Source organism: Pseudomonas sp. Larv2_ips (assembly GCF_963879675.1).
In the GTDB taxonomy this organism is placed as follows: Bacteria; Pseudomonadota; Gammaproteobacteria; order Pseudomonadales; family Pseudomonadaceae; genus Aquipseudomonas.
Genome location: NZ_CAWOAW010000013.1, coordinates 235,017 through 258,247 on the forward strand (window position 1 = coordinate 235,017; position 23,231 = coordinate 258,247).

Consider the following 23,231-nt stretch of genomic DNA (forward strand, 5'->3'; position numbering starts at 1 on the left):
CAGTAAAAAATCCTCACCTCGCCGGTGAAATTCCGGCGAGGTGAGGAGACGGTATTTGGGATAAGTGCTGTCAGATGTCCCAGATCAGGTTGATCGCGAAGTTGCGGCCGGGCTGGGTCAGGCGGTCGAGGTTGGCGGGCGCTGTCACGCCGGCTTCGCCGACGCCGTCGTAGCTGCGCACGTCATCCCAGTTCCAGTACTTCTTGTCGGTGAGGTTGTAGAGGCCGCCGTTGATGGTCACATCGTGGGTGACTTTGTAGTAACCGGTCAGGTCGACGATGCCGAAGCCTGGCGTTTTGAACGGCGCACTGGTGCTGCCATCCGGTGCGTGGAAGGTGGTGCTGTCGACGCGGTTCTGTTTCTTCACCAGCGTCCAGCTGACGAGCGCGCCGTATTGCTCTTGCTCGTAGCCCAGGCCGAACACGCCCTTAAGCGGGTTGACGCTGTTGAGCGGCTCGCCGTTGTCGTCGTTGCGGCCGTAGGTGTAACCGACCGAGCCCTGGGTGTAGAGGCCTTGCGGTGCGCCGAACGCGTCGAGGTTCAGGCGGCCCTTGGCTTCAACCCCTTTGATGGTGGCGTGCTTGATGTTGTTGGCTTCGAAGGTTTGTATGTCGCCGCCGGCGACCGAGGCGTCTTCGTCGATAAAGTCGCGGTACTTGTTGTAGAACACCGCGATGTCGAAAGAGCCCTCGTCGAAATGACCGCGAATCCCGGTTTCGATGCCCTTGCTGGTTTCCGGCTTGAGGTTTGGGTTTGGCTCGACGGTGTAGCCCAGGTTGAGGTTTTCAAAGCGACCATAGAGCGCCTTGGCCGATGGCGTGCGGAAGCCCTCGGCGTATTGACCGAACCAGGTGTATTGATCGGTCAGCGCATAGGTCAGGCCGAACTTGGGCGTTACACGGTGCCAGGTTTTTTCTTTGTCGCTGACCGGGTAGGTGCCGGTCGGGTTTACGGTGTTGAGGAATTCCTGGGTCAGCTTGGGTTTGAGCTGGGTGTAGTCATAGCGCACTGCCGGCAGGAAGGTCCATTTGTCCCAGGTGATCTGGTCCTGGGCGAACAGCGAGTAGGTGTTGATGGTCGGGTCCGGGAAGTCGCTGGATTTTTTCACGCTGTCGCTGGCTTGCGGGCTGGGGGCGCCGATGGCCGTGCAACCCGAGCCGACGGCGAGGCAGGAGGCCGAGCCTTCGCGCGAGCCGGTGACTTTCTGCTGTTTGAGTGTGGTGCCATAGGTCACTTGGTGATCGGTTTCACCGATGTTGAAAGCCTTGTCCAGTTGGGCGTCGAAAACCCACTGTTTTTCTTCGTATAGCGTGTCACGGGTGCGTAATACGCGACGACCCGCCTGGTAGATTTCGGCGGTGGTCTGGTCGGTCTTGGCGATCTGGTAGTTCAGGCTGGTCTTGATGCGATCGGCAATCGGCGACTCCAGGGCAACGGTGTTTTCCAGGCCGAAGCGCTCGCGAGTGATGGTGTCGTTGCCCGAGCGGGCACGGTACAAATTCATTCCTCGACCACCGATGAACGGGCCGCCCACGGCGTTTTTCAGGTTAACGTCGCGGTCATCCTTGAACTTCTCGTAGGTCAGGCCCAGACGGTTGTCATCGCCATAGTTCCAGCCCAATTTGGCCAGGATATTGGTGGTGCGCGCGTCTTCCGGGTTGGCGCCAGTGCGGGCCAGGCCGGTGGCGTTGTTGCCGTCGTAGGATTCCATTTCATGGCCATTGCGCTGGCTCAAGTGCAGCAAACCGTCGAAGTCCTGCACGCGGCCGGCAACGGTGCCGGAGGTCAGCCAGCTGTCGTCGGCGGAGCTGTAACCGGTTTTCAAACGGGCGCCGACGTCCTGGCCGGGCTTGATGATGTCGTCCGGGTCGAGGGTGAAGTAGCTCACCGCGCCGCCGATGGCGCTGCTGCCGTACAAGGCCGAGGCCGGGCCACGCAAGATTTCCACGCGCTTGACGATTTCCGGGTCGACGTAGTTGCGGCGCGTCTTGGCGTAGGGGCCGTTGAAGAAGTTGTCCGGCACTTCGACGCCGTCGACTTGAGTGAGGATGCGGTCGCCGTCGATGCCGCGAATGTTGTAGCCCGCGTTGCTGGCGCGGGTGCCTGCGCCACCGACTGACACGTTGGGCTCGTAGCGCACCAGTTCACGGATGGTGTTGACGTTCTGGCGGTCCAGTTCCTGTCGATCATGCACAGTGACCGTGCTGGGCACGCTGGTGACGTCCTGTTCGTTGCGCGTGGCGCTGATGGTCACCTGTTGCAGGTTGAGCACGCTGCCGGCCGCGCGTTTTTCCAGCACGATGTTGTTGGTGCCCAGTTTGCGATAGCTCAGGTTGGTCCCCACCAACAACCGGTCCAGGGCTTTTTCGGGTGACAGCGGGCCGCGTGCGCCAGGGGACGACACACCTTGGCCCAGCTCTGCCGGCAGGCCGACTTGCCAGCCGGTCACGGCGGTAAACGCGTTCAGCGCCGAGACCAATGGCTGCTGCTCGATGCTGAAATTGTAGTTGCCGTGGCTGCGGGCGACCGGCTCGGCGGCAGTGGCGGCCATGACTGGCGCGCTGGCCATCAGAAGGGCAGCGGTCAGCAACGACAGGACGGGCGAAGAAGACCGGCGGTTGAAACGAGAGGACATCGAGAGCGCTCCGGAGTACGAATCTTATAGTTGCGAACCGAATCAAATAGGAATCAGTTGCATTGGCTATAACGAGACGTACCGCCGGTTAACATCGAGTAAAAATAATTCTCATTTAGTTCAGAATGACCAGCGCCGGGTATTCCGAGAGTGTGGCCGAGGTGATGTGGGCCAGCGAGCGCACCACGTCCAGCGGCTGGTCGAGGCGGTAATTGCCGGTGACAGCTGTGCTGGCGAGCTTGTCGTTGGTGTTGACGATCCAGCCCGGGTAATAGCGGCGCAGCTCTGCCAGCACGTCGCTCATCGGGCAGTTTTCAAACACCAGCCGACCCTGGACCCAGGCCAGGTCCTTGCTCACATCCAGCTTGGCGGGCTGGCCAAAGCCTTTGGGGCCGATACGGATACTCTCACCGGCGCGCAGGCGCACGCGGGCGTCGTCGAAGGTGTTGCTCAGGTCGACGTCACCGCGCTGCACCTGCACCTGCGCTTCGCCATTGAGGTAGCGCACGGCGAAGTCGGTGTCGCGCACGCTGGCGCGCACCGGCCCGGCGTCAATCTCCAGGGGCAGGCCACGGTTGGGCGCAACTTCGAAAAACGCCTCGCCTTGGTACAGGCGCGCGATGCGCTGGTGGTCTTTGATGCGGCTGGAAAACGCCGAGTTGGTGTTCAGCAGTACTTTGGAGCCGTCGTCCAACTGCACGCGCTGGCGTTCACCGACCACGGTGAGGTGGTCGGCTTGCAGGCGCACGGGCAGGTTGCTGAAGCTGAACAGGCCGATCAACAGCACGGCGGCGGTGGCCAAGGGTTTCCAATGCGGTTTTACCCGGCGCCAGGCGCTCGGTTTGCGCGGCGCTGCCAGGGCCACGGCGGCGCTGTGTACCGGCGCGCCGCCCCAGGCGGTCCGGGCTTTGTTGAACGCGTGTGCGTGTGCCGGGTCACTGGCCAGCCAGGCATCGAACTGCGCTTGCTGCCCGGGTTGCGGGCACTGCAAGACGATCAGCCAGTCAAGGGCCTGGTCCATAGCAGTGTCTTGCAACACCTCATGAGCCAGCTCATGGGGGCGCAGTTTATTCGGGTCGGTCACGGTGTTCCTCGGGTCTTCGCCACGTTCTATTCATCTTTCCTACAGACTGGATCGCCACATCTGTCGGCTGAAGCTTAAGGCTGATCCAGCCGTTCAGCCACTCCTACACAGATGGCCATGATCAATTTCAGTTCCTTTTGCACGGTGCTCAAGGACACTTGCAACTGATCGGCAATCTCTTGGTAGCTGCAACCGTGCAGGCGGCTGAGGATGAATATCTGCTGTTGCCGAGCGCTCAGCTGGCCGAGGCTGACACTCAGGTGTTCGAGCAATTGCTCGGCCTGGGTCGCGTCTTCGGGCGTGCTGATGGGCGCCGCGACGCTTTGCAGCACGTCCAGCGGGACGTCTTCCTGCAGCGTACGGGCTTGAATGCGGCGCGAACGCAGGTGGTCCAGCGCCAGGTTGCGTGCAGTCTGGTAGACGAAGGGTTCGAGGTGATCGATCGGCCGCTCGCTGAGGGCCCGGGTGACGCGCAGGTAGGTTTCCTGCAACAGGTCCTCGGCGGTGCTGTGGTTGTTCACCATCCGCTGCAAGGTGCGAAGCAGAATCACCCGTTGAGTGATAAAGACTTGGTTGAAGCGGGATTGGCTCACAGTGCTACCAGATCGATTTGCAGTTAATGATAATGCTTATCATCAACGGAAATGGCAAGTGGCTATTGCTGTGGGCCTACCACGGGCTGGTTAGTGCACAAAACTCATGTGGGAGCGGGCTTGCTCGCGAATGCGCAGTGTCAGTCAATGGATCGGGCGACTGATTCACCGCGTTCGCGAGCAAGCCCGCTCCCACACAAGCCCGCTCACACAGAGCGCTTCGTGCCTGTTTACTCGGCGTTGCAGAGCGCCAGGCAGTTATCCAGCATCCGGTTGGAGAAACCCCACTCGTTGTCGTACCAGGCCAGCACTTTGAGCAATTTACCGCTGACCTTGGTGTGATTGGCATCGAAGATCGACGACAGCGGGTTATGGTTGAAGTCACTGGAAACCAGCGGCAGGGAGTTGTAGCCGAGGATTTTCGAGTGCTGGCTGGCTTCTTTGAGCAGCGCGTTGACTTGCTCGGCGGTGGCTTCTTTCTTCAGCTCCACAGTGAGGTCGACCAGCGACACGTTGATCACCGGTACCCGCACCGCCATGCCAGTCAGCTTGCCCGCCAGTTCCGGCAGCACCAGGCCCACCGCTTCAGCGGCGCCGGTCTTGCTTGGGATCATGTTCTGGGTGGCCGAGCGCGCGCGGTACGGGTCGGTGTGGTAGACGTCGGTCAGGTTCTGGTCGTTGGTGTAGGCGTGAATGGTGGTCATCAAGCCGTTTTCGATGCCCAGCTCGCGGTGCAGCACCTGAGCCACAGGCGCCAGGCAGTTGGTGGTGCAGGAAGCGTTGGAGATGATCTGGTGGGATTGGCGCAAGATGTCATGGTTCACCCCGTACACCACCGTGGCGTCTGCGCCTTTGGCGGGGGCCGAGATGATTACCTTGCGCGCGCCGGCGGTAATATGAGCGGCCGCCTTGTCACGGTCGGTGAACAGACCGGTGCATTCGAACACCACGTCGATCTTGTGCGCCGCCCACGGCAACTCGGCGGGGTTGCGAATGGCACTGACGGCAATCCGGTCACCATTGACGGTCAGGCTTTCCTGATCGTGGGCAACCTCTGCTTCGAAAGTACCGTGTACGGTGTCGTATTTGAGCAGGTGGGCATTGATCGAACTGTCGCCCAAATCATTGATGGCGACGATCTGCAAATCCTGGCGGTAGCCTTGGGTATACAGTGCGCGCAGGACATTACGGCCGATACGGCCAAAACCATTGATTGCGATACGAAGAGTCATTGGAAAGTGCCTGTCGTCGATTTGTTGTAAGAATTACAAGATTATTCGCATAAAAATAGAAAACAAGCCTTTTTAGTGGCAATATTTTGTTCAATCTACAACGAGTGACCTGAATCAACTGGTCCGATGATACAAACGACACCCTGCCATCCCATGAGCTGCGGGCGTTTGATCAGCATAGACACTCAGGTCGCCACATCCGTTAGCCTGGAGTTCTACACATGCATCCCCGCGTTATTGAGGTCACCGAACGGCTTATCGCCCGCAGTCGTGCAACCCGCGAGGCTTACCTTGCGCTCATTCGCGGCGCCGCCAGCGACGGCCCGATGCGCGGTAAGCTGCAATGCGCCAACTTCGCCCACGGCGTGGCGGGCTGCGGCACTGAAGATAAAAATAGCCTGCGCATGATGAACGCCGCCAACGTGGCAATTGTTTCCTCATATAACGACATGCTCTCGGCGCACCAGCCGTACGAACATTTCCCTGAACAGATCAAAAAAGCCCTGCGCGAAGTCGGGTCGGTCGGCCAGTTCGCCGGCGGCACGCCTGCCATGTGCGATGGCGTAACCCAAGGCGAACCCGGCATGGAGCTGAGCCTGCTCAGCCGTGAAGTCATTGCCATGTCCACGGCGGTAGCGCTGTCCCACAACATGTTCGACGCCGCGCTGATGCTGGGCATCTGCGACAAGATCGTCCCCGGCCTGATGATGGGCGCGCTGCGCTACGGCCACCTGCCGATGATCTTTGTGCCGGGCGGCCCGATGCCCTCGGGCATCTCCAACAAGCAGAAGGCCGACGTGCGCCAGCGCTACGCCGAAGGCAAGGCCACCCGCGAAGAGCTGCTGGAATCGGAGATGAAGTCCTACCACAGCCCCGGCACCTGCACCTTCTACGGCACCGCCAACACCAACCAGCTGCTGATGGAAGTGATGGGCCTGCACTTGCCGGGCGCCTCGTTCGTCAACCCGTACACGCCGCTGCGTGATGCGCTGACCCGCGAAGCCGCGCACCAGGTCACGCGCCTGACCAAAGCCAGTGGCGACTTCACGCCGATCGGCGAGATCGTCGACGAAAAATCCATCGTCAACTCCATCGTCGCGCTCAACGCCACCGGCGGTTCCACCAACCACACCCTGCACATGCCGGCCATCGCCATGTCGGCGGGCATCATCCTCACCTGGCAGGACATGGCCGACCTCTCCGAGGTGGTGCCGACCCTGTCCCACGTGTATCCAAACGGCAAGGCCGACATCAACCACTTCCAGGCGGCGGGCGGCATGTCGTTCCTGATCCGCGAACTGCTCGAAGCCGGCCTGCTCCACGAAGACGTCAACACCGTGGCCGGCAAGGGCCTGAGCCGCTACACCCAGGAGCCGTTCCTGGTCGACGGCGAGCTGATCTGGCGCGACGGCCCGATCGAGAGCCTCGACGAAACCATCCTGCGCCCCGTGGCCCGTGCGTTCTCGCCCGAAGGCGGCTTGCGCGTGATGGAAGGCAACCTCGGCCGTGGCGTGATGAAAGTCTCTGCCGTTGCCCCGGAGCACCAGATCGTCGAAGCGCCGGCCGTGGTGTTCCAGGATCAACAGGACCTGGCCGACGCCTTCAAGGCCGGTGAGTTGGAAAAAGACTTTGTCGCGGTGATGCGCTTCCAAGGCCCGCGGTCCAACGGCATGCCGGAATTGCACAAAATGACGCCGTTCCTGGGTGTATTGCAGGACCGTGGCTTCAAGGTGGCGTTGGTGACAGACGGGCGTATGTCCGGCGCGTCGGGTAAGATCCCTGCCGCGATTCACGTCAACCCCGAAGCCCAAAGCGGCGGGCCACTGGCGCGGGTCAAAGATGGCGATATCATTCGCGTGGATGGCGTGAAAGGCACCTTGGAGCTTAAGGTGGACGCCGAAGAATTCGCAGCGCGCGCGCCTGCCACGGGCCTGTTGGGCAACAACGTGGGGGCGGGGCGTGAGCTGTTTGCATTTATGCGCTTGGCCGCAAGCTCCGCAGAGCAGGGCGCCAGCGCCTTTACCTCTGCCTTGGAGACGCTTAAGTGAAGCTTGCGCTGGTCGGTGACATCGGTGGTACCAACGCCCGTTTTGCGTTGTGGCGGGATCAGGAGCTGCACTCGATCCGCGTGCATGCCACCGCGGACCACCACAGCCCTGAGGAGGCTATCAAGGTCTACCTCAAGGAAGAAGGCCTGGAAATCGGGGACATCGGCGCGGTATGCCTGTCGGTCGCGGGGCCAGTGAGTGGCGATGAATTTAAATTCACCAACAATCACTGGCGCCTGAGCAAAACTGCATTCTGTAAGACCTTGCAGGTGGATGAGCTGCTGTTGGTCAATGACTTCACTGCCATGGCCCTGGGCATGACTCGCCTCAAGCCCGACGAATTTCGCGTGGTCTGCGAAGGCACGCCGGAACCGCTGCGCCCGGCGGTGGTGATCGGGCCGGGTACCGGCCTTGGCGTCGGCACCTTGCTGGACCTGGGCGAAGGCCGATATGCGGCGCTGCCGGGGGAGGGCGGCCACGTCGACCTGCCGCTGAGCAGCCCGCGTGAAACCCAGCTGTGGCAGCACATCTACACCGAAATCGGGCACGTCAGTGCCGAAACCGCCTTGAGCGGCGGCGGCCTGCCACGGGTGTACCGCGCGATTTGCGCGGTCGACGGGCACACGCCGGTGCTGGACACGCCCGAAGCCATTACGGCAGCCGGCCTGGCAGGAGACCCGGTGGCGATCGAAGTGTTGAACCAGTTCAGCATCTGGCTGGGCCGCGTGGCCGGCAACAACGTGCTGACCACCGGTGGACGCGGTGGCGTGTATATCGTGGGCGGGGTTATTCCACGCTTTGCCGACTTCTTTATCAACAGCGGTTTTGCCAAGAGCTTCAGCGACAAAGGCTGCATGAGCGATTATTTCAAAGGCATTCCGGTGTGGTTGGTGACCGCGCCGTATTCCGGGTTGACCGGGGCGGGTGTGGCACTTGAGCAGGCTTTTGCGTAGGCAGTGATGGCCTTTTCGCGAGCAAGCCCGCTCCCACATTCAACCGCATTTATCCAGTTGGAATGAGTTTAAATGTGGGAGCGGGCTTGCTCGCGAAGGGGTCCTTGAAAGCAACACATGACTCAGGTTTGGCCATAACAACAAGGAGGACCCCGTGAGCGCAATCAGTAAATCGATTCTCCTCGTCGACGACGACCAGGAAATCCGCGAATTGCTGCAGACCTACCTCAGCCGCGCCGGCTTCCAGGTGCGTGGCGTGCCGGATGGTGCAGGGTTTCGCCAGGCGATGAACGAGGCGCCGTGCGATCTGGTCATCCTCGATGTGATGCTGCCCGACGAAGACGGTTTCAGCCTTTGCCGCTGGATTCGCCAGCACCCGCGCCAGGCGCAGGTGCCGATCATCATGCTCACTGCCAGTTCCGATGAAACCGACCGCGTGATCGGTCTGGAGCTGGGCGCCGACGACTACATCGGCAAGCCGTTCAGCCCGCGCGAGCTGCAAGCGCGCATCAAAGCCTTGCTGCGCCGCGCCCAGTTCGGCCAGGAACGCAGCAGCGGCGGCGACGTGTGGGTGTTCGATGAATGGCGACTGGACATGATCAGCCATCGCCTGTTTCACGTGGACGGTGAAGAGGTGATTCTTTCCGGCGCCGACTTTGCCCTGCTCAAACTGTTTCTCGATCACCCGCAACAAATTCTCGACCGCGACACCATCGGCAACGCCACCCGTGGCCGCGACCTGATGCCGCTGGACCGTATCGTCGACATGGCCGTGAGCCGCTTGCGCCAACGCCTGCGCGATACCGAAAAACCCCCACGGCTGATCCGCACCGTGCGCGGCAGCGGTTATCAACTGGCAGCCAGCGTGGTTGCCGGCAATGCCCACTGAGCATTTAAGCGAACGCCGTCGCCGTTTCCCGGTGCCGCGCTCGCTGCTGGGGCGGATGTTGCTGCTGACCTTGCTCGCAGTGCTGTTCGCCCAGGCGCTGTCCAGCGTGATCTGGGTCTCGCAATTGCGCGCCACTCAACTTGAAGGCCTGGTCACCAGCGCCCGCAGCCTGGCGCACTCGATGACGGCCAGCGTGAGTTATTTCCGCTCGTTGCCGGTGGCCTATCGCCCGTTAGTGCTTGATCAACTGCGCAGCATGGGTGGCACCCGCTTTGTGGTGACGCTCAACGATCGCCCGCTGGATATGCAGATATTGCCGCAGACCCCGCGCAAGCAGGCGGTGTTGCAAGCGGTGGACGAAGTCTTGCGCCAGACCCTGGGCGGCGACGTGCACATCTCGGTGGAGTTCGTCAGTGCCGAAGACCTGCGCATTTTCAACGCTGGCCTGAAGCTCGATGAACTGCCGCGGTCCTGGGCGCATTACGCGTTGACCCTGGAGCCGGTGAATCCGCCGGTGCTGGTCACGCAGATCCAGCTGGCGCCGGGCGAATGGCTGTACATCGCTTCGTTGTTGCCCGAGCCCTACACCAGCCTTGAAGAACAGGGCCTGCCGTCGCAGCAGGTGTGGTTTATCGTGCTCACCAGCGGTTTTCTATTGTTGTTTATCGGCCTGTTGGTGCACTGGCAAAGCCGACCGCTCAAGCGTCTGGCGCGGGCGGCGCGGGACATGTCCCTGGGGGCTGACGTGGAGCCGGTGGCCGAAGGCGGCGGCAGCGAAGTGGTGGAAGTGGGCCGTGCGTTCAACGCCATGCGCGAACGCATCAGCCGTTACCTGACCGAGCGTAGCCAATTGTTCAGCGCGATTTCTCACGATTTGCGCACGCCGATCACCCGCTTGCGCCTGCGCGTGGAGCTGCTCGAAGACGAAAACCTGCAAGCCAAGTTCGGTCGCGACCTGGATGAATTGGAGTTGCTGGTGAAGGGCGCGCTGCAATGCGTGAAGGACACTGACATCCACGAAAACATCGAGCCGGTCGACCTCAATCACGTACTCGATTGCCTGGTGGAGCCGTACCTGGCGCCCAACGGCAATGGCCGCATCACGCAGGATGGCCGCGCCCTGGCGCCGTATGCAGGCAAGCCGCTGGCGCTCAAGCGCTGCATCGGTAACCTGATCGACAACGCGTTGAAGTACGGGCAGAACGCGCATTTGCACATCGAAGACGATGGCGCGGAATTTGTCCTGCACGTCGACGACGAAGGCCCTGGCGTGCCGGAGCAGCGGCTGGAGCAAGTGTTTGAACCGCACTTTCGCTTGGCCGGGCAGCAGCAGGGCTATGGATTGGGGTTGGGCATCGCGCGCAACATTGCCCATAGCCATGGCGGTGAAGTGAGTTTGCAGAACCTGCGCGAGGGTGGTTTGCGAGTCACCTTACAGCTCCCGCGAACCCTGGACTAAAGCACACAGAGGATCAAATGTGGGAGCGGGCTTGCTCGCGAATGCAGAGTGTCAGTCACCGAAAATCTTGACTGATCCACCGCTTTCGCGAGCAAGCCCGCTCCCACATTTTGAACGCCTTTGGGTCAGATGCTCTGGCGCAACCGGGCCAAATCTCTCAGCGGCGGCGCCCCAAACAACCGGCTGTACTCGCGGCTGAACTGCGAGGGGCTTTCATACCCCACCCGATACCCCGCCGCCGAAGCTTCCAGCCCTTCGGCAATCATCAAACGCCGCGCTTCCTGCAGGCGCAACTGCTTCTGGTATTGCAGCGGGCTCATCGCGGTGATCGCCTTGAAGCGGTGGTGCAACGTCGAGACGCTGAGGTTCACTTCACGGGCCAGGTCATCAATACGCAGCGGCTGTTCGTAGTTGCCGTTCAGCCACTTGATGGCCTGGCTCACACGATGGCTCTGACTGTTGGCCACGGCGATTTCATACAGCCTGTAACCCTGCGGCCCACGCAGCAAACGGTAAAGAATTTCGCGGTTGATCAATGGCGCCAGCATCGCGATATCTTTGGGCGTATCCAGCAGGCGCGCCAGGCGCAGCACGGCGTCGAGCAATTGGGTGTCGATGCGGTCGACGTACATGCCGCGCGAAGTCGGACGCGACGGCACGCCCATTGGCCCGGCCTCGGCGATCAGCGCCGTGAGTTGCGCCGGGTCGATATTGATGCGCACCGACAGGTTGGGATCTTCCGGCGTGGCATCGATGATCCGCCCGGCCACCGGCATCGCCACGGAGAACACCAGATAGTTGAGCGGGTCGTAGGCGAAGATTTCGTCAGCCAGGCGTACTTCCTTGCTGCCGCTGGCGAGGATGCACAGCGCAGGTTCCACCAGCACCGGCATGAAGTCGCGCGGCGTGTTGTGGCGGTTGAGGTACAACGAGGTGATCGCCGTGCCGTAGGAGCCATCTTCCCAGGTATGCCGGTGCACGATGCTGGCGAGTTCGGCGCGCTGTTTTTCCGTCTCGGCATCGAGGGGAGTGGACTTATGTTCCGACGACGACATGACGTGTCCTCTACAAGCTTTTTGATGGGATCAGCTTAGTGGCGGTCTTTGAGAAAGTGTTACGTCGATCCTGCACAATCCTTGCCTGATCCTGCGATAAGTCGCGAATCAGGCAAGTGCAGTGCCTGTCATCTGCCTGAAACACTGAACATGGCCATGGAATAAACCCGCGGGGCCAAACGTCTTATCTACGCTTCTGGCAGGATTGTGCAATAAGCCGGCAGGAATTGACTAACCGCGCCCGCACCCGCGCCGTTATCTTTGATCCTGTGGCAGCACGCCCTCACAGTGCTTGCCGAGCATCACTTCTCAACGGGAGAGTCGAACATGTCCACCCCCATTCCCGCGAGCCATATGGCCTTTATCCGTGCCCGTAACGGGTGCAGCACCGAACTCGGTGCACGCTTGAGCAGTTTGATTGAACCGGGCCGTCAGGCTCAGGGTTGCCTGCAATTCTCGTTGCAGCATTCCCAAGTGGATCCCGATGTGTGGCTGATCTGCGGCTTCTGGAGCAGCGAGCAGGCGATGAGCGCCTACTTCAATTCGCCCGCCTTGATGATCTTTACCGAGCTGTTGAACGACATGGTGGTGCGCAGCATGGACTTCCAGACCTTTACCGATGCATCCGCTGCGCATGCCTACGGCGAGTACCTGCAACTGGCCGGTTGAGAAGGTTAGAATGGCCGACTTTCCCATTGGCCAGGACCTGCAACATGGCACGTAAAGAGTTTGCCTACCACGAAGCCGTTTCCGCCTTGGTGCGTGAAGAAGAGGGTGGCTACAGCGCTGCCATTGCCGTCAAGGCACTGGATGGCATGGGCGCCCCCAGGTTTCACAAGATCCTTGAAGGACACACGTTCAAGACCGCTGACGACGCCGACGATGCGGCTGCCGCGCAATTGCAGCGGTTGGTCGACGTGGACGAAGAAGGGCAATTGACCTGGTCACCTGCCGCTGACTAAGCAACCCCACCGATGCAAAGGTGGGAGCGGGCTTGCTCGCGAATGCACCGTGTCAGTCACTGAAACATTGACTGATCCACCGCCTTCGCGAGCAAGCCTGCTCCCACTTTTTTTTGCCTTTCACTCAGCGCTGAGTGGCGCCTGGGCGATACATCTTGAACAACGCCTGCGGCTCTATCTGGAAGTAATCCGCCGGGCCACCACCGCGCAAGATCGGCTCGGCGGCGGCCGTGTCGTAGATCCCATCCTTGAGCAGCCACTTGGCAATGTGCACCGCGACCACCTCGCCAAGCACCAGCCAGCTCGGCACCAACTCTTTGTCGGCGCGCTGCAGCTGAATAATCTGCGTCACCTTGCATTCGAACGATACCGGGCTTTCGCCCACGCGCGGCACGCCGACGATTTTCGAGGCGACCGGCGTCAGGCCGGACAGCTCGAACTCGTTGACCTCTGGCGATACCGCCGCGCAACTCTGGTTCATCTGTTCGGCCAACGGGCGAGTGGCCAGGTTCCACACGAATTCGCCGGTCTGTTCGATGTTGTTCAGGCTGTCTTTGCGCCCGACGCTGGAAAACCCAATGATCGGCGGAATGTAATTGAACGCATTGAAGAAGCTGTAGGGCGCCAGATTCAGGCGGCCTTCGCGGTCGTGGGAGGAAATCCAGCCAATCGGCCGTGGCCCGACGATGGCATTGAACGGGTCATGAGGCAGGCCGTGGCCATTGGCGGGTTCGTAGAAATGGATATCGTCAGACATGGGCCGTGGTTCCTGCTGCGGGGGGCTGTGAGGTAGCCATAGTGCAATCCATGACGGCGAATTTCCATTGGCCGGATGGAATTTTCATTGATTGCCCACCTATTTTTCACAGCGTGCCGTTCAGTCTGCGCGCCAGGTCGACACTCCCCATGATTCGGCCCCCTGCATGACTGAGCTTCGGAGCCTTGCGCACAATGAACAAACTTCCTCAGATAACCCTGGCGTTCTGGGTCATGAAAATCTGCGCAACCACCCTGGGCGAAACCGCCGGGGATTTGTTGTCGATGACCCTGAATGTCGGCTACGCCATCAGTTCGATGATCTTGATCAGCGTATTTCTCGTCACCCTGATGACGCAGCTCTGGTCGAAAACCTACAACCCGGTGTTGTACTGGATCGTGATTCTGTCCACGAGTACCGCCGGCACCACGATGTCGGATTTTATGGACCGCACCTTGGGCCTCGGGTACGCCACCGGCTCGATGATCCTGATCGTGATCCTGATGATCATCTTCGCGTTGTGGCACCTCAGTGGTGATTCGCTGAACGTGAACAAGGTCCAGACCTTTCGAGGCGAGCTGTTTTACTGGATGGCGATCCTGTTCTCCAATACCTTGGGCACCGCGCTGGGCGACTTCCTAGCGGACGACTCCGGGTTGGGTTTTGCCGGCGGCGCCTTGCTGATCGGCTCGGCCATTGCGGCGGTGGTAGCACTCAAATACTTCACCCAGATTTCTTCGGTGCTGTTGTTCTGGGTGGCGTTTGTGCTGACTCGGCCATTTGGCGCGACCCTGGGCGACTTCCTCACCAAGCCCCATGAAAAGGGCGGGCTGGATTTCGGCACCATGGGTTCATCGGCGGTGTTGGCGGCGGTGCTGGTGGTGATGATTGCCGGGGCGTCGTATGCGCAGCGCCGGTATGGGCGCCGGCAGCCCGTAGAGCTGACCTGACGCTGTTTATGAAACGCTGAAGAACAACATGTGGGAGCGGGCTTGCTCGCGAATGCGCCGTGTCAGTCGACGTTGCTCTGACTGATCACCGCGTTCGCGAGCAAGCCCGCTCCCACACTGTTTAGTCCGTGGTAATGCGCGAATGTTTGCGGGTGTCTTTCATGGTCACGTAGACCACCAGCGACACCGCAATGCAGGCCGTCACATACCAGTAGTAACCGGTTTCCATGCCAATGCTCTTGAACCACAGTGCGATGTATTCAGCCGTACCGCCGAAGATCGACACGGTCAGCGCATACGGCAGGCCCACGCCCAAGGCACGAATTTCCGTAGGGAACAGCTCGGCCTTCACCACCGCGTTGATCGAGGTATAGCCGCTGACGATGATCAGTGCCGCCATGATCAGGAAAAACGCGCCCCACCAGGTCTGGATGGTGTGCAGGGTGGTGAGGATCGGCACGGTAAACAAGGTGCCGAGGATGCCGAAGGCGATCAGGATCGGCCGGCGGCCAACCTTGTCCGACAGCCCGCCGACAATGGGTTGCAGGCACATGAACAGAAACAGCGTGGCCGCCGAAATGGTGGTGGAGTCGGAAATGCTCATGCCCACCGTGTTCACCAGGTATTTCTGCATGTAGGTGGTGTAGGTGTAGAACGCCAGGGTGCCGCCCATGGTCAGGCCGACCACGGTCATCAGTTCCTTGGGGTGGCGCATCAAGGTGCGCATGGCGCTTTCCTTGGCCTTTGCCTTTTTGGTGAACGACTCGGTTTCTTCCATGCCACGACGCAGGTACAGCGCGACCACTGCGCACAGGGCGCCGATGGCGAACGGGATGCGCCAGCCCCAGTCGTACAGTTGTTCGGTGGTGAGCACCTGTTGCAGCACAATCAATACTGCCAGCGCGATGAGTTGGCCGGAAATCAGCGTCACGTATTGGAAGCTGGAGAAGAAGCCGCGACGTTCCTTGGTCGCCATTTCACTCAAGTAAGTGGCCGAGGTACCGTACTCGCCACCCACCGACAGACCTTGCAGCAGGCGGGCGAACACCAGCAGGATCGGCGCGCCGACACCGATGGTTTCATAACCCGGGCTCAGGGCGATGATCAGTGAGCCGAAGCACATCAACAGCACCGAAGCCATCAAGGCCGCTTTGCGACCGGCACGGTCGGCGTACAGCCCCATCAGCCAGCCACCGATCGGGCGCATCAGGAAGCCCACGGCGAAGATCGCGGCGGTGTTCAGCAGTTGGGCGGTAGTGTCGCCTTTCGGAAAGAAGGCTTTGGCGAAGTACAGCGAGAAGGCGGCGTAGACGTACCAGTCGTACCACTCGACCATGTTGCCGACCGAGCCGCTGAAAATCGATTTGATCCGGCTGGAAGTACTGCGTTCTTTTGCCGGCGCAGCCGCCGACCCCAGAGGCAGGGAGTTGGAGTTATCCATTGAAGGATCCTTCATCTAGTTGTTTTTATGGAGCCGCACGAGCGCAGCCTGTTCGGGCTATAGCAGGAGCTGTGCCAGTTAGATCAAGGCCCGGTTTAGAAGGGTTTCAGAATGTTTTTGAGCGGAAAATTGCTGATGATTTTAGGGTGATGAGCGGAAATCCGCTTATGGCTGCTGGCCTCTTCGCGGCAAGCCAGCGCCCACCGTTCGATGTGTGAACACATTCAAATGTGGGCGCTGGCTTGCCTGCGATGGCGTCTTGGCAAACACCACAGAAAATGGCCTACAGAAACATCTCCCGCACCAACCCATGCCGCTGCATCTTTTCATTGAAGGTGCGACGCGGCAGCTGCAGCTCCGCCAATACTGCCTTGATATCGCCCTTGTGCCTCACCAGCGCTGCTTTCAGGCAATGCGCTTCGAAGGCTTCCTGTTGCGCCGCCAGGGATTGCCCGGCCTCGATACCTTCCGGCTCCGGTTCACCCAGGCCCAGCACTTGGCGCTCGGCGACGTTGGCCAGTTCACGCACATTACCCGGCCAATCATGGCTGAGCAGCCGCCCCAGTTGCGCGCCGTTCAAGGGTTCGGCGCTGCGGCCCAGGCGCTCGGCGGCGCTGTGGGCAAAGTGGTCGAACAGTAGCGGAATGTCTTCACGACGCTCGCGCAGAGGTGGCAGGCGCAGCTGTGCGACGTTCAGTCGGTAGGCTAAATCTTCGCGAAAACGCCCTGCGCGTGCCTCTTCCAGCAGGTCCGGCTTGGTGGCGGCAATGATGCGCAAGTCCACGTGAATGCTTTGGTTGGAGCCCAGTCGCTCAAGCTTTTGTTCCTGCAATACGCGCAGCAACTTAACCTGTTGGGCCAGCGGCATGCTTTCGATTTCATCCAGGAACAGCGTGCCGCCATGGGCATATTCCAGCTTGCCGATACGCTTGCCTTGGGCGCCGGTGAACGCGCCACTTTCGTGACCGAACAATTCGGCCTCAAACAGCTGCTCGGGGATGGCGGCGCAGTTGAGCGCTACAAACGGCTTTTTTGCACGCGGGCCAAAATCGTGCAAGCAGCGCGCGACCAGCTCTTTACCGCTGCCGGTCTCGCCACGGATCAACACATTGACCGGCAGGTTCGCCAGGTCGAGCACCTGGCGTCGCAGGTTCTGCAAGCCTCGGGACACGCCCAGCAGGCTCGATTCGAGCTGCGCGCGGTGATCGGCCTGTTGATGCAGACGTCGGTTCTCCAGGATCAGTCCGCGTTTGTCCAGGGCGCGGCGCAGGCTGTTGAGCAAGGCGTCGGGGCTGAAGGGTTTTTCCAGAAAGTCATAGGCACCGTCGCGCATCGCTTCCACCGCCATCGGCACATCGCCGTGGCCGGTGAGCAGAATCACCGGCAAATCGGCATCCCGGCGTTGCACTTCGGCCAGCAGTTCAAGGCCGCTGAGCCCGGGCATGCGCACATCGCTCAGGATCACCCCGGCAAAGTCCCTGGGCAGGTGCGCCAGGCATTCCTCGGCGCGGCTGAACAACTGCACATCAAACCCTGACAGGCTCAACCATTGTTCGACGGCCGTGCGAATGCTGGCTTCGTCATCGACCACAATCACGGCGTTCAACATAGGTCGGGTGTCTCCAGCGCAATCGGTAAGGTCAAGGTAAAAACCGCGCCGTCGCCACGGTTGCCGGCGAGCAGGCGCCCGCCCAGTTCATGCACGATAGCGTAGGACACCGCCAGCCCGAGGCCGAGGCCGTCTCCTACGGGTTTGGTGGTAAAGAACGGGTCGAACACGCTGTTCAAGTGTTCTTCTGCAATGCCGCCGCCGCTGTCGCTGACGGTCAGTCGCCACAACTGCTGGTCGGCGTGCAGGCGGATCTCCAGGCGTTTGCGTGGCGTGTCGGCCATCGCATCCAAGGCGTTGCGCAGCAGGTTGATCAACACCTGTTCCAGGCGGATGGCATCACCGCGCACCCACGCGGGGCGGGTCAGGTCCAGCACCACGCCGATGGCTTCGTCGCGCAGGCGCGCGTCGAGCAAGTGCAGGGATTGGTCGACGACGGTGGCCAGGTCGAGCTTTTCGCGCAAGCCGCTGGGGCTTTTGCGCGCGAAGGTCTTGAGGTGGCCGGTGAGTGCGGCCATGCGCGTGAGCATGTCGTCCAGCGGTGTGAGCGCCTGGTAGGCATCGTCCACGCGGCCGTGGTCCAGCAGCAGGCGCAGGGTCGCCAACTGCATGCGTTGGGCGGTCAGCGGCTGGTTGATTTCATGGGCGAGTGCGGCGGACATCTGGCCCAGTGCCGCCAGTTTGGCCGATTGCACCAAGCCATCCTGGGCCGTGCGCAGCGCCTGGGTGCGCTCCTCCACAAGCTGTTCCAACTCTTCGCGGCTGCGCTGGCGCAGGCGGGCCAGGCGCCAGCGCTGGGTCAGGAACAGCACCAGAAACACCAGCGCCAGCCACGAGCCTGCAGCGGCGAGGCCGGCGTTGCGCTGATCCTCAAAGGCGAACTGCGGTTTGCGCAGCAGGTGCAGGGTCCAGCCTTCGGCCTTCAGTGGCAGGGATTCCCAGATGTAGTTGGCATTGCCTTCAGGGCCGCTGACGCGCATCAAATGGCTGTTTTCATCGAAGCGCTGCAGCGTCTGGGTTTGCAGCGGCTGCAATTGCTTTTTATCGTATTGGCGCGTGGCCTTGAGTTCGGCAAGGTCACTGGCTGACAGCGGCCGCAGGTTGCGGTAACGCCAGCCCGGCTGGTTGGCGATAAACACGATGCCGCGCGCGTCGCTGACCAGCAGCAGGTCATTGCCCTGGGCCCACTCACGTTCAAGTTCGGGGAATTCGAGCTTCACGACCATGGCGCCGAGAAACTGCTCATGCTCATCGACCACCGCGCTGGAGAGGAAGTAACCCGGAATGCCGGTGGTGACTCCGACCGCATAAAAACGCCCGGTGCCTTGGCTCAAGGTCTGGCTGAAATAGGGGCGAAACGCGTAGTTGTGGCCGACATAACTGCTCGGCAAGTTCCAGTTACTGGCGGCCACGGCCAGGCCGTTGCGGTCCATCAGTTCCAGGGTTGAGGACTGTGCTGCGCCGTTGATGCGCTCCAGTTTGCGGTTGAGCAGGTCCTGGGTGGTGGCGTCGAGCGGGCCTTTCAAGGCGCTGATCATTTCCGAATCCAGCGCCAGTACGGCGGGCAGGGCGCGGTAGCGTTCGATCAGGGTGTGCAGGGAATTGCCATAGAGCGTGAGCTGTTGATGGGCGCGGGCGGCGTCATCCACCAAGGCTTGGCGTTCGGCATGGCGAGTGGCCAAGGCAGCGGCCAGCACCGCACCGGCGATGATCAACAGGGAATAGAAGGTCAGGCGCAGGGGGCGTGGGATCACGATCATACGGTGATGGGCAGGCACAGTAAGGGATGAGCACCATAGCATGGGCTGCTTGGATCTTGTGGCATGCAGGCTTGTGTGGGAGCTGGCTTGCCTGCGATGGCATCACCTCGGGGTCACTGAAAAACCGATGTGCCTGCATCGCAGGCAAGCCAGCTCCCACATGATCGTGTTTGTCATTGCAACATTGCCAGTCATAAAAAAGGCGACTGGGCCATGGGCCGCAGTCGCCTTTATCCGTGCAGTGAAGTGCTTACTGCACTTCTACCGCCAGGCTTTCACTGATCTTTTTCTGCCAGATGGCAGGACCGGTGATGTGGACGGATTCACCCTTGCTGTCCACCGCAACGGTGACCGGCATGTCCTTCACGTCGAACTCGTAGATCGCTTCCATCCCCAGTTCGGCGAACGCGACTACGCGCGACTTCTTGATGGCTTGCGCCACCAGGTACGCCGCACCGCCCACAGCCATCAAGTACACGGCTTTGTGGTCCTTGATCGCTTCGATGGCGGTTGGGCCGCGCTCGGATTTGCCGATCATGCCCAGCAGGCCGGTCTGCTCGAGGATCTGACGGGTGAACTTGTCCATCCGCGTGGCGGTGGTCGGGCCAGCCGGGCCAACCACTTCTTCGCGCACCGGATCAACCGGGCCGACGTAGTAGATGAAGCGGCCCTTGAGGTCTACCGGCAGGGTTTCGCCCTTGTTCAGCATCTCGACCATGCGCTTGTGCGCCGCGTCGCGACCAGTGAGCATCTTGCCGTTGAGCAATACGGTTTCGCCCGGTTTCCAGCTTTGCACTTCTTCCGGGGTCAGCGTGTCGAGGTTGACACGGCGGGCCGATGGGCCGGCTTCCCAGACGATTTTCGGGTAGGCGTCCAGCGATGGCGCTTCCAGCGACGCCGGGCCCGAACCGTCGAGCACGAAGTGCGCGTGACGGGTGGCGGCGCAGTTGGGGATCATGCACACCGGCAGCGAGGCGGCGTGGGTCGGGTAGTCCATGATTTTCACGTCGAGCACGGTGGTCAGGCCACCCAGGCCCTGGGCGCCGATGCCCAGTTGGTTGACCTTCTCGAACAGCTCCAGGCGCATCTCTTCGATACGGTTCTGCGGGCCGCGCTTTTTCAGCTCGTGGATGTCGATGGACTCCATCAACACTTCCTTGGCCATTACCGCAGCTTTCTCGGCGGTGCCGCCGATGCCGATGCCCAGCATGCCCGGTGGGCACCAGCCGGCGCCCATGGTCGGAACGGTCTTGAGCACCCAGTCGACGATCGAGTCGGACGGGTTGAGCATGGCCATTTTCGACTTGTTCTCGGAGCCACCGCCTTTGGCGGCCACGTCCACTTCCACGGTGTTACCCGGGACGATGGAGTAGTGGATCACGGCCGGGGTGTTGTCCTTGGTGTTTTTACGCGCACCTGCCGGGTCGGCGAGGATCGAGGCACGCAGGACGTTTTCCGGCAGGTTGTAGGCGCGACGCACGCCCTCGTTGATCATGTCGTCCAGGCCCATGGTGGCGCCATCCCAACGTACGTCCATGCCCACGCGCACGAACACGGTAACAATACCGGTGTCCTGGCAGATCGGGCGATGGCCGGTGGCGCACATGCGCGAGTTGATCAGGATCTGCGCGATGGAGTCACGGGCTGCCGGCGATTCTTCGCGCAGGTAGGCTTCGTGCATCGCCTGGATGAAGTCAACGGGGTGGTAGTAGGAAATGAATTGCAGGGCGTCGGCAACGCTCTGAATCAGGTCGTCTTGCTTGATCACGGTCATGAGTCGCGCTCCTCTATAAGACGGGAACATTCAATAAAGGTGGCTCAGTTGGGTGCATCGGTCGGCTGAGTCCACCTTTCCAAGGCACGCCGTAGGTGCAGGCGCGACGCTAAAAAGGCGCGGCAGTATAACCCGGCGCGGTGGCCGATACACCCGACTATGGTCAAACTCTGTCAGGCATGATTCCCTGTACGCAGCCCTTCTGATTGAGACCTTATATGCCTGAACTGCACGTCGGCGAACGCCACTGGTCGGTAGCCACCGGCAGCAACTTGCTGGATGCCCTGAATCTGGCGGGGGTGGCCGTGCCTTACAGTTGCCGGGCGGGCAGTTGCCATGCGTGCCTGGTGCGTTGCCAGGGTGAGGTCGAGGACAAACAACCCGACGCCTTGAGCCCGGCACAACGTCAGGACGGGTGGCGCCTGGCGTGCCAATGCCAGGTTGTCGGGGACGTGCAAGTTGAAACGTTCGACCCGCTGCGTGACGGTTTACCCGCCCGGGTGGTGGGCGTCGACTGGTTGAATGCGAGTGTGCTGCGCCTGCGCTTGCAACCGGAACGTGGCCTGCGTTATCGCGCCGGGCAGCATCTGGTGGTGTGGGCCGGACAGGTGGCGCGGCCCTATTCCCTGGCGAGCTTGCCCCAGGAAGATCCGTTCCTGGAGTTTCACCTCGATTGCCGTCAGCCCGGTGAATTCATAAGCATCGCCCGCCAGTTGCAACTGGGAGACGACCTGCGCCTGGGCGAGTTGAGAGGCGGGGCGCTGCAATACGACCCTGACTGGCATTCGCGGCCGCTATGGCTGCTGGCCGCCGGCACGGGGCTTGGGCCGTTATGGGGCGTGCTGCGCGAGGCGTTGCGCCAGGATCATCAGGGCGCCATCCGTGTGATTCACCTGGCTCATGATGCCGACGCGCATTACCTGGCCGAGCCCCTGGCGCAGTTGGCTTTGCAGCACCCAAACGTCACCGTGGAGCTGTGGACTGCGGCTGAGTTGACCCAGGCATTGGCGCAACTGCGGCTTGTTTCGCGGCAAACTCTGGCCTTACTCTGCGGGCATCCTGTCAGCGTCGAGGCGTTTTCCAAGCGCTTGTTCCTGGCCGGTCTGCCGCGCAATCAACTGCTGGCCGATGTGTTTGTGCCCCGTGGTTGAGCGCTGACTTCTACAGCTGCGAGATCCACCATGACCGACGCCATCCTGCTGCAACGCGAACGCGGGCTGCTGACCTTGCAGCTCAACCGGCCGGACAAGAAAAACGCCCTGACCCGCGCCATGTACACGCAATTGGCCCACGCGTTGGAGCAGGCCGATGCGGACCCAGACATCCGTGCCGTGCTGATTCAGGGCAGCCGTGAGTGTTTTACCGCCGGTAATGACATCGGCGATTTCCTCGAACAGCCGCCCAGCGACCTCGACAGCCCGCCGTTTCACTTTATGAAAAGCCTGCTCAATTGCCGCAAACCAGTGATTGCCGCTGTGGCCGGCGCGGCGGTGGGCATTGGTACGACTCTGTTGCTGCATTGCGACCTGGTGTATATCAGCCGCGATGCGCGCTTGCGCATGCCGTTCGTCAACCTTGGGTTGTGTCCGGAGTTCGGCTCAAGCCTGATCCTGCCGCGATTGCTCGGGCATGCCAAGGCGGCTGAGCTGTTGCTGCTGGGCGAGGGATTCACCGGTGAGCAGGCGGCAGCGTGGGGCATTGCCACGCAGGCGTTGAGCAGCGGTGAAGCGGCGCTGGCCAAGGCGCGGGAAGTGGCTGAACGCTTTGAGATGCTGGCGCCGGGTGCGGTGCAGGTCAGCAAACACTTGATGAAAAGTGTGGATCGCGAGCAGTTGCGTCACGTGATTGAAGAGGAGGGGGCGTTGTTTACGCAGCGGTTGAAATCGCCGGAGGCGATTGCGGCGTTGTCGGCTTTTGTCACCAGGCGGTGAATTAGCGTCAAGTGGTCGGACGTCTTCGCGAGCAAGCCCGCTCCCACATTCGAGCGTGTTTCTTCAGGGGGTGTGCGGTCAAATGTGGGAGCGGGCTTG

At 61.2% G+C, this 23,231-nt stretch carries 19 protein-coding genes; 9 read left to right on the forward strand and 10 right to left on the reverse strand.

The window, feature by feature from the left end:
* Nucleotides 1-70 precede the first annotated feature (70 nt).
* From AACV02_RS05550 to gap, 4 genes are all read right to left on the reverse strand, one after another.
* Entirely contained in the window at nucleotides 71-2,635 is a 2,565-nt protein-coding gene (locus AACV02_RS05550) for a TonB-dependent receptor (RefSeq protein WP_119736909.1), read from the reverse strand.
* A 115-nt stretch (nucleotides 2,636-2,750) separates the two neighbouring features.
* Nucleotides 2,751-3,719, reverse strand: coding sequence for a FecR family protein (locus AACV02_RS05555; RefSeq protein ID WP_119736911.1), 969 nt, complete (start codon nucleotides 3,717-3,719; stop codon nucleotides 2,751-2,753).
* 74 nt (nucleotides 3,720-3,793) lie between these two features.
* Nucleotides 3,794-4,312: an RNA polymerase sigma factor gene (locus AACV02_RS05560; RefSeq protein WP_106578344.1), complete on the reverse strand. Its 519-nt coding sequence runs from the start codon at nucleotides 4,310-4,312 to the stop codon at nucleotides 3,794-3,796.
* A 230-nt stretch (nucleotides 4,313-4,542) separates the two neighbouring features.
* Complete coding sequence (gene gap / locus AACV02_RS05565; RefSeq protein ID WP_106578345.1) at nucleotides 4,543-5,544, reverse strand: type I glyceraldehyde-3-phosphate dehydrogenase; 1,002 nt, start codon at nucleotides 5,542-5,544, stop codon at nucleotides 4,543-4,545.
* 221 nt (nucleotides 5,545-5,765) lie between these two features.
* Between gap and edd the strand changes: the two genes are divergently transcribed.
* The 4 genes from edd to AACV02_RS05585 all read left to right on the forward strand — a co-directional run bounded on the left by edd (nucleotide 5,766) and on the right by AACV02_RS05585 (nucleotide 10,893).
* Nucleotides 5,766-7,592 (forward strand): phosphogluconate dehydratase, encoded by a 1,827-nt coding sequence (edd, locus tag AACV02_RS05570; RefSeq protein WP_119736915.1) that lies wholly within the window; start codon nucleotides 5,766-5,768, stop codon nucleotides 7,590-7,592.
* A complete protein-coding gene (locus tag AACV02_RS05575; RefSeq protein ID WP_106578347.1) occupies nucleotides 7,589-8,545 on the forward strand; it encodes a glucokinase in 957 nt (318 codons plus the stop codon). Before edd ends, AACV02_RS05575 begins: the two co-directional genes overlap by 4 nt.
* Before the next feature lie 154 nt (nucleotides 8,546-8,699).
* Nucleotides 8,700-9,434 carry a response regulator gene (locus AACV02_RS05580; protein WP_106578348.1) on the forward strand — a complete coding sequence of 245 codons (735 nt, stop codon included), beginning with the start codon at nucleotides 8,700-8,702 and terminating at the stop codon, nucleotides 9,432-9,434.
* 31 nt (nucleotides 9,435-9,465) lie between these two features.
* Nucleotides 9,466-10,893, forward strand: a complete 1,428-nt coding sequence (locus AACV02_RS05585; RefSeq protein WP_371924153.1) for an ATP-binding protein — start codon at nucleotides 9,466-9,468, stop codon at nucleotides 10,891-10,893.
* 125 nt (nucleotides 10,894-11,018) lie between these two features.
* Here AACV02_RS05585 and AACV02_RS05590 read toward each other — a convergent pair whose 3' ends face one another.
* On the reverse strand, nucleotides 11,019-11,948 hold the full coding sequence (locus AACV02_RS05590) for an AraC family transcriptional regulator (RefSeq protein WP_119736919.1): 930 nt from the start codon (nucleotides 11,946-11,948) through the stop codon (nucleotides 11,019-11,021).
* A 327-nt stretch (nucleotides 11,949-12,275) separates the two neighbouring features.
* On the opposite strand from AACV02_RS05590, the gene AACV02_RS05595 reads away from it, so the two are divergent.
* Both AACV02_RS05595 and AACV02_RS05600 read left to right on the forward strand, forming a co-directional pair.
* Nucleotides 12,276-12,617 (forward strand): antibiotic biosynthesis monooxygenase family protein, encoded by a 342-nt coding sequence (locus AACV02_RS05595; protein WP_106578352.1) that lies wholly within the window; start codon nucleotides 12,276-12,278, stop codon nucleotides 12,615-12,617.
* 44 nt (nucleotides 12,618-12,661) lie between these two features.
* The gene (locus AACV02_RS05600) at nucleotides 12,662-12,910 is read left to right on the forward strand and encodes a hypothetical protein (protein WP_119736921.1); all 249 of its coding nucleotides are present in this window, start codon (nucleotides 12,662-12,664) and stop codon (nucleotides 12,908-12,910) included.
* A 124-nt stretch (nucleotides 12,911-13,034) separates the two neighbouring features.
* Here the strand turns inward: AACV02_RS05600 and AACV02_RS05605 are convergent, their stop codons facing one another.
* Nucleotides 13,035-13,667: a flavin reductase family protein gene (locus AACV02_RS05605; protein ID WP_119736923.1), complete on the reverse strand. Its 633-nt coding sequence runs from the start codon at nucleotides 13,665-13,667 to the stop codon at nucleotides 13,035-13,037.
* Nucleotides 13,668-13,861: 194 nt separating this feature from the next.
* Here AACV02_RS05605 and AACV02_RS05610 point away from each other — a divergent pair, with 194 nt between their 5' ends.
* Complete coding sequence (locus AACV02_RS05610) at nucleotides 13,862-14,617, forward strand: COG4705 family protein (RefSeq protein WP_119736926.1); 756 nt, start codon at nucleotides 13,862-13,864, stop codon at nucleotides 14,615-14,617.
* Between the two features lie 121 nt (nucleotides 14,618-14,738).
* On the opposite strand, the gene AACV02_RS05615 is transcribed toward AACV02_RS05610, so the two are convergent.
* From AACV02_RS05615 to AACV02_RS05630, 4 genes are all read right to left on the reverse strand, one after another.
* Nucleotides 14,739-16,058: an MFS transporter gene (locus AACV02_RS05615; protein ID WP_106578356.1), complete on the reverse strand. Its 1,320-nt coding sequence runs from the start codon at nucleotides 16,056-16,058 to the stop codon at nucleotides 14,739-14,741.
* A 283-nt stretch (nucleotides 16,059-16,341) separates the two neighbouring features.
* The gene (locus AACV02_RS05620; protein WP_119736928.1) at nucleotides 16,342-17,667 is read right to left on the reverse strand and encodes a sigma-54-dependent transcriptional regulator; all 1,326 of its coding nucleotides are present in this window, start codon (nucleotides 17,665-17,667) and stop codon (nucleotides 16,342-16,344) included.
* Nucleotides 17,661-19,427: an ATP-binding protein gene (locus AACV02_RS05625; RefSeq protein WP_119736930.1), complete on the reverse strand. Its 1,767-nt coding sequence runs from the start codon at nucleotides 19,425-19,427 to the stop codon at nucleotides 17,661-17,663. Before AACV02_RS05625 ends, AACV02_RS05620 begins: the two co-directional genes overlap by 7 nt.
* A gap of 250 nt (nucleotides 19,428-19,677) precedes the next feature.
* Entirely contained in the window at nucleotides 19,678-21,201 is a 1,524-nt protein-coding gene (locus AACV02_RS05630; RefSeq protein ID WP_119736934.1) for a fumarate hydratase, read from the reverse strand.
* 218 nt (nucleotides 21,202-21,419) lie between these two features.
* Here AACV02_RS05630 and AACV02_RS05635 point away from each other — a divergent pair, with 218 nt between their 5' ends.
* Both AACV02_RS05635 and AACV02_RS05640 read left to right on the forward strand, forming a co-directional pair.
* The gene (locus AACV02_RS05635; RefSeq protein ID WP_119736937.1) at nucleotides 21,420-22,352 is read left to right on the forward strand and encodes an iron-sulfur-binding ferredoxin reductase; all 933 of its coding nucleotides are present in this window, start codon (nucleotides 21,420-21,422) and stop codon (nucleotides 22,350-22,352) included.
* A gap of 30 nt (nucleotides 22,353-22,382) precedes the next feature.
* Entirely contained in the window at nucleotides 22,383-23,132 is a 750-nt protein-coding gene (locus tag AACV02_RS05640) for an enoyl-CoA hydratase-related protein (protein ID WP_119736939.1), read from the forward strand.
* The last annotated feature ends 99 nt before the right edge of the window (nucleotides 23,133-23,231 follow it).